Annotated in this window: 9 protein-coding genes; 6 read left to right on the top strand and 3 right to left on the bottom strand. The window is 61.3% G+C overall.

Annotated features, from left to right (window positions below):
- Position 1: 1 nt before the first annotated feature.
- The 6 genes from AAFP32_RS02570 to purQ all read left to right on the top strand — a co-directional run bounded on the left by AAFP32_RS02570 (position 2) and on the right by purQ (position 5,697).
- Complete coding sequence (locus AAFP32_RS02570; protein WP_350270515.1) at positions 2-1,165, top strand: spermidine/putrescine ABC transporter substrate-binding protein; 1,164 nt, start codon at positions 2-4, stop codon at positions 1,163-1,165.
- A complete protein-coding gene (locus tag AAFP32_RS02565; protein WP_350270514.1) occupies positions 1,162-2,142 on the top strand; it encodes an ABC transporter permease in 981 nt (326 codons plus the stop codon). The genes AAFP32_RS02570 and AAFP32_RS02565 overlap by 4 nt, the downstream gene beginning before the upstream one ends.
- 1 nt (position 2,143) lies before the next feature.
- Positions 2,144-3,007, top strand: a complete 864-nt coding sequence (locus AAFP32_RS02560; RefSeq protein WP_350270513.1) for an ABC transporter permease — start codon at positions 2,144-2,146, stop codon at positions 3,005-3,007.
- Between the two features lie 154 nt (positions 3,008-3,161).
- The gene (locus AAFP32_RS02555) at positions 3,162-4,586 is read left to right on the top strand and encodes an FAD-dependent oxidoreductase (protein WP_350270512.1); all 1,425 of its coding nucleotides are present in this window, start codon (positions 3,162-3,164) and stop codon (positions 4,584-4,586) included.
- A gap of 116 nt (positions 4,587-4,702) precedes the next feature.
- Positions 4,703-4,957: a phosphoribosylformylglycinamidine synthase subunit PurS gene (gene purS, locus AAFP32_RS02550; RefSeq protein ID WP_350270511.1), complete on the top strand. Its 255-nt coding sequence runs from the start codon at positions 4,703-4,705 to the stop codon at positions 4,955-4,957.
- Positions 4,957-5,697, top strand: a complete 741-nt coding sequence (gene purQ, locus AAFP32_RS02545) for a phosphoribosylformylglycinamidine synthase subunit PurQ (RefSeq protein ID WP_350270510.1) — start codon at positions 4,957-4,959, stop codon at positions 5,695-5,697. Before purS ends, purQ begins: the two co-directional genes overlap by 1 nt.
- Positions 5,698-5,823: 126 nt before the next feature.
- Here purQ and AAFP32_RS02540 read toward each other — a convergent pair whose 3' ends face one another.
- From AAFP32_RS02540 to AAFP32_RS02530, 3 genes are all read right to left on the bottom strand, one after another.
- A complete protein-coding gene (locus AAFP32_RS02540) occupies positions 5,824-7,458 on the bottom strand; it encodes a hypothetical protein (protein WP_350270509.1) in 1,635 nt (544 codons plus the stop codon).
- A 396-nt stretch (positions 7,459-7,854) separates the two neighbouring features.
- A complete protein-coding gene (locus AAFP32_RS02535; RefSeq protein ID WP_350270508.1) occupies positions 7,855-10,041 on the bottom strand; it encodes an ABC transporter ATP-binding protein in 2,187 nt (728 codons plus the stop codon).
- Between the two features lies 1 nt (position 10,042).
- Positions 10,043-11,776 carry an ABC transporter ATP-binding protein gene (locus AAFP32_RS02530; RefSeq protein WP_350270507.1) on the bottom strand — a complete coding sequence of 578 codons (1,734 nt, stop codon included), beginning with the start codon at positions 11,774-11,776 and terminating at the stop codon, positions 10,043-10,045.
- Positions 11,777-11,916 lie beyond the last annotated feature (140 nt).

Genomic DNA, 11,916 nt, shown 5'->3' with positions numbered 1-11,916 from the left:
GATGGCGAACAAGATTCCCGATGTGCACTTCCTGGCACCCCGGGTCAAGACCTCGCGGCTGACCAGGCGAGCGCTGCTGGCCGGATTCGGCGTCGCGGGCTTAGGTGCACTCAGTGCCTGTGGACGGAACACGAAGATGGCGGCCTCACCCGCCACGGATGGAAAGCTCGAATCGAAGCTCAACCTGTACTCCTGGGGTGACTACGACAGTCCTGACCTCATCCAGGCCTTCAAGTCCAAGTACGACGTACTCGTCCAAGTCGACTCCTATGGATCGAATGAGGAGCTGGTCGCAAAACTCTCCACTTCGCGCGGCACTTCAGGCTATGACGTAGTCGTCCCGACAGGTGCGAACATTCCGCAGATGCTCGAACACGATCTGCTCCAAGAGCTCGACCTCGATCTGATCCCGAATTTCAAGCACATGGATCCGAACTTCACGAACCAATACTTCGACCCCGACAACAAGTACTCGGTCTGCAAGGCATGGGGCACCACCGGGTTCGTCTACGACACGACGAAGATCACCCACACGATGAAGAGCTGGCAGGACTTCATCGATACCGCGCAGAAGGAGGCAGCAGGGACCACGTCGCTGCTCGAGGACCCGTGGGAGGTCAGCGCGATCGCGCTGTCCGCACTGGGCTACAGTCTCAACACCCAGGATGATAAGGAGCTCGAAGAGGCGAGGACAATCGTCATCGACCAGCTGGCTCCGAATACGAAGGCCTATATCGGCAATGTCGCCACGGGCATGATCCAGGGCAGCTTCACCCTGCTGCAGGCCTTCAACGGTGACGCTCGCCAAGGTCTGTCCGAAGTCTCCAATCCCGAGGACTGGAAGTTCGTGTTCCCGACGCCCTCGGCGAACCTGTGGACGGACTGCTGGGCCATCGCCACCGGCGCACCGCACCCGGATTCTGCACACGCGTTCATCAACCAGATGATCTCGCCGGAAACGGCGGTCGAGCAGCTCGACTACATCGGATACCCGATCGGCACGAAGGGACTGGCCGAACAGGCGAAGAAGGCCGACCTCGATGAGCAGGACCTCATCTTTCCGTCGCAGAAAGTCCTCGACCGTCTCGAACCCAGCAAGCAGACCCCGGCCGATCAGATCCGCACGAAGATCTTCGCCGATGCGCAAGCAAGGAGCGGAGCATGAGCACCCAAGCAGCTCGACCAGCACCACAGACCACACCAGCGGCAAAGAAGCCGAGCCAAAGGGTGAAGAAGCCGCGCGGCATGTCGACAGGCATCTTCGGCGCCTCGGCCCTGTCATTCCCGACCTGGGCCTACGCACTGTTCTTCTTCCTCATCCCGGTAGCACTCGTCATCTTCTACAGCTTCGGCTACAAACCCGACGAGTTCACTGCCATCGCCACGGACCAGCTGTCCTTCGACCGTTACCCGGAGGCGATGTCAACGAGCTTCGTCTCGACGTTCTTCGCGACGCTGCGCATCTCGATCCTCGGCACGATTCTGTGCCTGATCATTGCGCTGCCCTTCGCCTATTGGCTGGCCATCAAGGTCTCGCCGGCCCGGAGGTCATTGGCCTTGGCTCTGGTCATGGTTCCGTTCTGGACGAACTTCCTGGTCCGCACACTGGGGTGGCAGATCATGCTCTCGCCTGACGGATTCCTCTCGAACTGGATGCAGGGATTGGGGCTCCTCGACGGTCCGATTGATATTCTCTACACGCGTTCGGCAGTGCAGATCGGTGTCGTCTACAACTACCTGCCGCTCATGATCCTTCCGCTCTTCGTCGCCATCGACGCGTCGGGGAAGAAGCTGCGCGAAGCCAGCTACGACCTCGGCGCAGGTAAGGTGAAGACCTTCCTCAAAGTGACGCTGCCAATGGCGATGCCGGGCGTCGTTTCGGGTTGTCTGCTCGTGTTCATCCCACTCAACGGCGACTACGTCACAGCCACAGTCCTCGGTGGGGCGAGCGGGTCGATGGTCGGCCAGCTCATCGCCAACCAATTCAATACGGCTCAGAACTGGGCGGTCGGTGCGGCCATGGCCGTGATCCTCATCCTCTCGACCCTGGTGGTCGTCGGTGTCGGCTTCGGCCTGCTCAAACTGGGGCAGGCGATCACAGCGAAACTCAACAGCGTGCCGCTGAAAGACGGGAGGGCCTGAAATGTCGAAGAAGAACACTTTCGCACGCCGAACGCCGACGGACATCGGCCTGCACGTCTGGGGAATCCTGGTATTCGCCTATCTGTTCATTCCGATCGCGGTGATCATCGCCTACTCGTTCAACAACGGCAAGGTGCTCGCAAACTTCCGCGGCTTCGGTCTGCAGGCCTACATCAGCGGAATGAACAACGACATCATCATCTCCTCGATCGTCACGAGCCTCCAGGCCGCGGTGGGCACAGCGATCGTCTCGACGATCTTCGGCACCCTCGGCGGTGTTGCCCTGGCCCGAGCCCCGAAGGGCGCGTGGTGGGCAGTGGGACTGACAGTGGTCCTCGGGCTGACACTGGTCACTCCTGAGATCGTCGACGGCATCTCGTTCCTGCCGTGGTTCGTCACGGTCGGCGTCGATTGGGGCATCAGCCCGCTCAACAATGGTTTGGTCAGGCTCATCATCGCGCACGCGATGTTCTCCATGGCAATCGTGACATTCATCGTCAGGGCCAGACTGGCTGGCATCGACACTCAGCTCGAAGATGCCGCCGCTGACCTGGGCGCTACTCCGTGGAATCGGTTCAAGGACATCACCCTGCCGATCGCTGCCCCAGGCATCCTCGCCGGTGCGCTGATGTCGTTCACGGTCAGCCTCGACAACACGATCCTCTCGAGCTTCGTGCAGCAGCCTGGATACACCCCGTGGCCGGTCTACATCTTCTCCGCTGTCCGCGTGGCCCTGCGCCCCGAGGTCGCGGCGATGTCGACGGTGATGTTCCTCCTGACTCTGTTGGCTCTGGCCTTCGTGGGCTTCGTGCTGCGCAAGGCGGGTGGAAGTTCGACGGAGATCATCAAGACGATGGCAGGATGATCCCTTGCCCCGTCCTCGACACCGAGGCGGGCCCAGCCACCGCACCCCGCAATCCTGAAATGACTGCCGCAAGGCAGAATAATGACTGCCGCAAGGCAGGACCCGAATGTTGTCAGGCCGCAGACGAATGGGGTCAGACAGAAGGAGAATAGACATGGACGTCAATGCCGCATTGGCCGACGCCTCCACCGTGCCGTTCTGGCTCGATTCCGAGCAGCGCACGAAGCCCCTGCCACCGTTGTCCCACGACCTTGAGGCCGACCTCGTCATTGTCGGGGGTGGCTTCACGGGATTGTGGACGGCACTGCAGGCCAAGGAGCGTGACCCTAAGCGCCACGTTGTCCTGGTTGAGGCGAACTCGATCGGGTGGGCCGCTTCTGGCCGCAATGGCGGGTTCTGCGCAGCCAGCCTGACCCACGGCTATGACAATGGCGAGTCTCATCTGCCGAAGGAGAACGAACGTCTGGCGCAGCTGGGGCGCGAGAACCTCGCTGCGATCGGGGAGGCAGTGACCAGGTACGGGATGGACGTCGAGTTCGAACGCACCGGTGAACTCGATGTGGCCACAGAGGACTACCAGGTCCCTGAGTTGCGGGAGGCACACGACCCAGAGGCCGGTTTCATCTTCTACAACCAGGAGGAACTGGCTCAGATCGTGAAGTCCCCGACCTACAAGGGTGCCCTCTGGGACTCTCGTGAGGTCGTCATGGTCAACCCCGCCAAACTGTGTTGGGAGTTGCTCCGGGTCATTCGTGAGCTCGGTGTCGAGGTCTTCGAGGGCACGAAGGTCACCGATGTCAGTGACCGGAAGTCCACCGTCCAGGTCACGACCTCTTCGCAGGTCGACGGCCAGGACGGCGGCCAGGACGCCGAGGACTCGGCGACGATCTCGGCGAAGCGCGTCGCCTTGGCGACGAACGTCTTCCCCTCGCTGCTCAAACGGGCCAGTCTGCACACGGTCCCGGTCTACGACTACGCCCTGATGACCGAACCGCTGGATGATGAGCAGCTTGAGTCCATCGGATGGGGCGGGCGGCAAGGCATCGGCGACTGCGCGAACCGGTTCCACTACTACCGGCTCTCAGCCGACAATCGGATCCTCTTCGGAGGATGGGATGCCGTCTACCACTACGGTCGGCAGGTGTCGTGGAAGTACGACCAGCGACCGGAGACCTTCGAGACCCTGGCCGAACATTTCTACGAGACCTTCCCCCAGCTGGCCGACCTGAAGTTCAGCCACAAATGGGGTGGACCGATCGACACCTGCTCGCGGTTCTTCTCCTTCTTCACCACGGCCTACGGCAAGAAGGTCGCAATGGCCGCCGGGTTCACCGGACTGGGTGTGGGCGCTTCGCGCTTCGCGGGCACCGTCATGCTCGATCTGCTGTCTGGGCAGGACACCGAGCTGACGCAGCTGGAGATGGTGCGCAGAATGCCTCTGCCCTTCCCGCCCGAGCCGGTGGCTTGGCTGGGCATCCAGATGACGACGAACGCACTCATCAAGGCCGACGGCAACGAGGGCCGGCGAGGTCCACTGCTCAAGGCACTCGATGCTGTGGGCATGGGCTTCGACTCCTGACACTGCCGGTGACGTCCGCAGCTCGGACCGAAGGCGGGGGCGCCTTCCGCGCTTGATAGACTTTCAGCGAGCGCGGGAGGAACTCCCGAACACTTTCTTGAAGGAGCAGAACACGCATGGCACGTGTCGTCGTTGAGGTGATGCCCAAACCCGAGATTCTTGACCCTCAGGGTAAGGCGATCTCCGGTGGAATGTCCCGACTCGGCTTCACCGGATTCGGTGAGGTCCGACAGGGAAAGCGCTTCGAACTCGAAGTCGACGGTGAAGTCACCGAGGAGGTTCTCGCACAGGCTCGTGAGGCCGCGGAGAAGCTTCTGTCCAACCCAGTCATCGAGAACGTTGTGGCCGTTCGCGCCGTCGAGGAAGCCTGATGACGGCTGTCATCACGGATCCCACCACCGCCGAGGCGAGTGCCGAGTCCGGAGTCTCGATCGGTGTCGTGACATTCCCCGGGACCCTCGATGATCGGGATGCCGCCCGTGCGGTTCGCTTAGCGGGAGCCCAACCAGTCAACCTGTGGCACGCCGACTCCACCCTTGCAGGTGTGGACGCTGTGATTCTGCCCGGCGGGTTCTCCTACGGTGACTACCTGCGCTGCGGTGCGATCGCGGGCTTCGCTCCGATCATGGAGTCCGTCGTCTCCGCCGCCAACGCTGGTATGCCGGTCCTGGGCATCTGCAACGGGTTCCAGATCCTCTGCGAATCACACCTGCTGCCCGGTGCCCTCATCCGCAATGACCACCAGCATTTCATCTGCCGTGACCAGGAACTGGTTGTGGAGAATACGACTACTGCCTGGACCGGTGATTATGCACAGGGACAGACCATTCGCATTCCGCTGAAGAACGGTGAGGGCGGGTTCGTCGCCACCGACGAGGTCCTCGACGAGCTCGAAGGCTCCGGTCGTGTGGTCTTTCGCTACCAGGGACTCAACCCCAATGGTTCTCTGCGCAACATCGCCGGTATCACGAACGAGGCCGGAAACGTCGTGGGCCTTATGCCCCACCCCGAACACGCCGTCGAGGCCGGGTTCGGACCCGAAGACGGTGGCGGCATCGACGGTCAGGGATTCTTCTCCTCGGCGGTGCGCACCCTAGTCAACGGGCGCTGATTCAGACAATAGTTCGCATCCTGGCACTTCGACTTCATGTCGCAGTGCCAGGGTGCGATTACTATCTGGAGTCATGTGGTTCGCGCCGTCGGGCCGGGAATGTTCACCAACCCGACGGGTCACCCATCATGACCCCAGCTGTGCACGGCGCCGGGCGAAGATGATCGTCGCTGCGCCGGCCAGTATGAGAGCCGCTCCCGCTCCGAGACCGGTGAGTTCGGCACCGGTTCGCGGCATCGAACCGGCATCGCCGGAATCGTCTGGTCCCGGATCAGAACCACCCGAGGCGCCGCCACCGGAAGTCACCACGAACTCGCCGTTCATGGCGTGCTCCATGCAGACCGTGATCACCTTGTAGGTGCCGGCATAAGCTTCGGGTCTGCTGTCGATGCCGTAGACCTGGACCGACGCGGCACCGTTCTCGTTCGCCTCCGCCGTCTGTTCGTAGAGCTTCTCACTGGGTTCGAACCCCCAGACTTCGAACTGGACGTCGCTGCCCGGCTGGCATTCTGTGACGGTGATCGTGACCCCTTTGTCCCGCTTGATGAAGTCCTCACCAGAGATCTTCTGCGGGTTGATGGAGAGTTTCGGGTCGACGATGCTGTTGTCAGCGGTGACCGTGAAGGTTGTCTCCATGCTCGTATCTCCACACGAGGCCATCACGAGGAACTCGCCGCCCCATCCCGGGCCGCCGTCTCTCTCGGGGACGAAGTTGGCATATCCGGCTGCATCCTCACCGGCTTTCTGCGTTTCTTCCCAGATGGTGGTGTCAGGGTCATGCTTCGTGCTCACCCTGAATGTCACATCGTCATCGATGACGCAGTTGACGAGCGTGATGCTGACTCCGTCCTTGAGGAACTCCTGCACGCCCTGAGTCTTGGGCGAAACGGTGAGAAATGAATTCGAATCCTCGCCTTCGGTGTCGGTCACGGTGAAGGTCGTCTCCGCGCCTTTGTCTCCACAGGAGGCTGTAACGACGAAATCACCGATCCAACCGCTTCTGCCCGTGTCGGGGCTGAATGTGGTGAGTCCGGCAGCATCTTCACCAGCCGCCCTCTGCGTGTCCTCCCAGATGACTGTGTCTGAGTCGCCCTTGCCGGTGATGCGGAAATTGACCTCGTCATCAATCGCGCAGTTCGCGAGAATGATCTCGACACCGTCGTTCATGAAGTCGTCCAGGTTCTGAGTCTCCGGCGAGACCGTGAGGTCGGCATCCTCGTCATCGGCAGCGACGACCTCGACGCTGCTGCTGAAGGTCTTCGACTCCTCTCCTTCTCGTTTGACGGTGACCCTGACTTCGAGGGTGTCACCGGTTTTGAGCTCGGTGTTGCCGAGGATCGTCCCGGTGAAGGCACCATCGCTGACGACAGTCGTCGACGTGGCCTCGCCAGGTTCGGTGGTGACGACATCCCCGGCTTTGAGGGAGTCGACGGTGTACCGGATCCCCTGGCTGGGGTCACCGATCTCTTCAGCGGTCATCTCCGTCTTCTCGAGAGAGAAGCCGGCATCGATCGCCTCGGATTCCTCTGCGCCGTCGCTGGCGCCGTCTTCGCCCGCGCCTTCCTCATCGGCGTCAGGAGAGGCCGTCTCGTCTGCGGGCGGGCCGGGTGCGTCGGGATCGGCGGCACCGTCGCTCGCGGGCTCTGCGCCTTCCTGTGCAGCCAATACCTCGGTTGTGGTCAATGTGTTCGCGGCGGCCGGACCGAGTCCGATGGTGGAGACTGCCAAGGCGATGCTTGCTGCGAGTGCCAGCAGTTTCATGATGATCCTTCCAGAGGGCCCTGGTGGCTGCCGTGTGCCGGTGTGGAAATGACCTTACGTTCGTAGTGAGTGGGTGGCGACTTTTGGTCTTTTAGTTCATGACGGAAATGTGAGTGGGATATTCCAGAATGTTTATCTCTTTGAGACATCGTCCTGGCACTGGAAGCGACCGGTCATGCCCATTCAGGTGCCCACTGCCCCAGCCACCACGTCTTTCTCTCCCGGCACAGCACCGGGGAGCGTGTGAGAGCAGAGACGAGGCCATGTCACGATTGGGCAGATACGGTCGTATGCGGCCTAAAATCGTTACCCTTGATGGGAATGATTTCGGCCCCCGCAGCCGAAGCTGCGGGAGCCGATTCTCCAGTTGCGACCACGTCATCAGTCGCAGCTGGGTCAGGAGTCCGTGGCTGTGTCCTCGCTGAGCACGCTCACAGCCTGCCCACGATCGTTGCGTCTTCCTTCAGCAGACTCAGCGTCCTCAACGTCATCTGCATCGGTGTGATCCTCGATGACGATTCCGATCTCGGTCTCTGACTCAGCGAGCACCTCGGCGGTGAATTGCTCCTCCGCATCCTCCCCACGGAACTGTGACATGTAGAGGCGGTAGTACGCGCCTTCTGTGTTCAGCAGCTCCTCGTGGTTGCCCTGTTCGACGATGGCTCCGTCTTCCATCACCAGGATGGTGTGGGCATCACGGATCGTGGACAGGCGGTGTGCGATGACGAACGATGTTCTGTCCGTGCGCAGAGCGGCCATGGCCTGTTGGACGAGGACCTCGGTACGGGTGTCGACCGAGGAGGTCGCCTCGTCGAGGATGAGCAGTGACGGATCGGCGAGGAAAGCTCGCGCAATCGTGATCAGCTGGCGTTCACCGGCAGAGACGCTGCCACCGTCGGAGTCGATGACCGTGTCGTATCCGTCGGGGAGCTGTCGCACGAAGCGATCGACCATGGTTGCCTGGGCCGCAACCATGACCTCCTCGTCTGTGGCATCGAGTCTGCCGTAGCGGATGTTCTCTCGGATGGTGCCTTCGAACAGCCAGGCATCCTGGAGCACCATGCCGACGTGGGATCGCAGGTCTGCTCGAGTCAGATTCTGGGTGTCGGTGCCGTCGAGGAAGATGTGGCCACCGGTGATCTCGTAGAAGCGCATCACCAGGTTGACCAAGGTGGTCTTGCCTGCCCCGGTCGGTCCGACGATGGCCACGGTGTGGCCGGGCTCGGCGGTGAAGGAGACCTTCTCGATGAGCGGAGTGTACTCGGTATAGCGGAAGCTGACCTCACAGAACTCGACCCGGCCCGGAGTACGCTTGGGCAGCGACTCCTGTGCGTCATCGGGTTCTTCCTCCTCGGCATCAAGCAGTTCGAAGGTCCTTTCGGCCGAGGCGACACCGGACTGCAGCATGTTCGCCACTCCGGCCATCTCCGAGATCGGCTGCGAGAATTCGCGGGAGTACTGGATGAAAGCGGTTGCGTCGCCCAGGGTCATCTGCCCCGAAGCCACCTTCAAGCCGCCTGCGACGGCGATGAGGACGTAGCTGAGGTAGGACACGAACTGCATGGCGGGCATGATCATGCCCGACACGAACTGTGCACCTGCCGAAGCCTGGTACAGGGACTCGTTGCGGCGGTCGAACTCTTCGAGCATGACCTCGTCGCGGCCGAAGGCGCGGACCACGTCGAGACCGGAGAACGACTCTTCGACATGCCCGTTGACCTCACCGGTGTGCTTCCACTGTGCCTTGAACATCCTCTGCGACCGGGTGCCGATGACACCGGCGATGAGCGCCGAGAGTGGGAGTGCGATGAAGGCCAGCAGCGCCAACTGCCAGGACACGATGAACATCATCACGCCGATGCCCACAATGGTCAGTGCGGACTGGACGAGCTGAGAGAAGGCCTGCTGCAGTGCCTGCTGGATGTTGTCGACATCGTTGGTCACGCGAGACATCACATCTCCGCGCTGCCTGGTGTCGAAATACCGCAGCGGAAGCCTGTTGATGGTGCGCTCGATGTCTTCGCGGAGTCGGTAGACGACTCGCATGACGAGGGCGTTAAGAATGTAGCCCTGCGCCCACATGAGCATCGAGGCTACGAGGTACATGAGGAGCACGATGATGATGATTTGGCCCAGTGCGGTGAAGTCGACGCCTTGCCCGGGAACAACGTCGGCGGTGGCCAGCATATTGGCGAAGTCGTCTCTGCCTTCAGCACGAGCACCGGCGATGATGTCCTCGATGCTCGCACCAGCGGGCATCTGTGACCCGATGACACCGGAATAGACGATGTCCATCGCCTTGCCCAGCACCTTCGGCGCAATGACGGTGAGAATGACCGACCCGATGACAAGGAGAACGACATTGATGAGCCCGAGCTTCTCCGTTGCCATCAGTCCGAACAGTCGTTTGACCGAGGGCCAGAAATGCTTCGCCTTCTTAGCAGGCGTGTCGCTGAACATATCCCCATCGTCGCCCTGGGACAGGTATTCCTCGTCAGTGGTCTGCGTCGTATCGGGGTCAGCGGCTGTCGTTGCCGCCGAGGTGCTTGACGTGGTTGACTCGCTGGATTCCTTGCTCGTCATGTCAGTTCACCCCTTCCGCGGCCAGCTGGGATTCGACGATCTCCTGGTAGGTCTCATTGGCACCCACGAGTTCCTCGTGCGTTCCCCGGCCGACGATCCTGCCTTCGTCGAGGACGATGATCTGGTCGGCATCTCGAATCGTCGAGACTCGCTGAGCCACGACCACGACCGTCGAATCGCCGGTCGTGTTGTCTAGGGCGCTGCGCAGACGGGCGTCCGTGGCCACATCGAGAGCAGAGAACGAATCGTCGAAGACGAAGATCTTCGGCGCAGCCGCCAACGCTCTGGCGATGCAGAGTCTCTGTCTCTGCCCACCCGAGTAGTTCGTGCCTCCCTGGGCGACTCCCTCCTCAAGCTGATTGGTCTTGTCTGCCACGAAGTCTGCGGCCTGAGCGGTCGTCAGTGCCTCCCACAGATCAGCGTCATCGGCGAATTCGTTTCCGAAACGCAGATTGGAGGCAATCGTGCCCGAGAACAGATACGGCTTCTGCGGCACCAGGCCCACCAGCTGTGCCAGCTGATGTCTGTTGAAGGCGCTGACGGGCACTCCGTCGATGAGCACATCCCCCGACTGCGGGTCGAGCAGACGCGGGATGAGATTGACGATGGTGGATTTGCCGGCGCCGGTGGCACCGATGATCGCAGTCGTCGTGCCGGGCTGCGCGGTGAAGCTGAGGTTCTCGAGGACGGGAACCTCCGCCCCGGGATAGCCGAAGGTGACCTTGCGGAACTCGAGCTCACCTCGGCGAGGGAGTTCATCGACGCCCTTCGGAATGACCAAGGACGTGGTTGAGTCGAGGACCTCGGAGATGCGTTCGGCACAGACGACTGCGCGGGGAATCATCATCATCATGAACACACCCATCATCACGGCCACGAGAATCTGCAGGAGGTACTGCAGGAATGCGGTCAGCGACCCGACTTCCATCTGACCTGCGTCAACACGGTGGCCGCCGAACCAGAGCACGGCGGCGGTGGCGAGGTGGAGGATCATCATGATCGCGGGGAACATGAGCACGAAGAGGTTGCCGACCTTGACTGAGGTCTGGGTCAGGGCCCGGTTGGCGTCGGCATAGCGATCGGTCTCGAATGGTTCGCGCACGAATGCGCGGATAACCCTGATGCCGGTGATCTGTTCGCGGAGGACTCCGTTGATATCATCCACCTGTCCCTGCATCCGCCGAAACAGCGGCATGAGCAGGTAGACGAGGATGCCGACGACGATGAACAGCAACGGCACGGCCACCCACACCAGCCAGGAGAGTCCCACGTCCTCGCGCAGTGCCATGATGATTCCGCCGATGCACATGATCGGCGTGGAGACCATGAAGTTCAAGGTCATGAGCACCAGCATCTGGACCTGCTGGACATCGTTGGTGTTGCGGGTGATGAGGGTGGCGCTGCCGAATCTGCCCACTTCGAGTGTCGAGAGCTCGTCAACTTTGCTGTAGATGGCACGCCGCAGGTCCCGCCCGACACCCATGCCGGTGCGGGCGCCGAAGAAGATGGCGGTGACGGCAGTGACGACCTGGACGAGGCAGACGATGAGCATTGTCATCCCGGTCGACCAGATGAAGTCAGTATCGCCTTTGGCGACTCCCTGGTCGATGATCTGCGCGTTCAGGCTCGGCAGGAACAGTGCCGCAATGGTTGCGGCCAGCTGCAGGACGACAACCAAAGCGATGTAGAGCCGATAGGATCGAGCGTATTTCAGGGACAGGCGTAATAGAGCCACGGTGGACGTCCAGAAAGGTTAGTTGTTCGCGAAAAGACGTTGAGATATTCGAAAGCGCAACAGACTATCTTACATTCATTTCCCTCTCGAACAATAGGTCTAGCCAGTCTCCCATCTGTCTGCAGTCCACCATGCGCCAC

The organism is Brevibacterium sp. CBA3109, assembly GCF_040256645.1.
GTDB classification, from domain to species: domain Bacteria; phylum Actinomycetota; class Actinomycetes; order Actinomycetales; family Brevibacteriaceae; genus Brevibacterium; species Brevibacterium koreense.
Note: the sequence above shows the minus strand (reverse complement) of the source record. Positions and strands in the feature narration are given on the sequence as shown.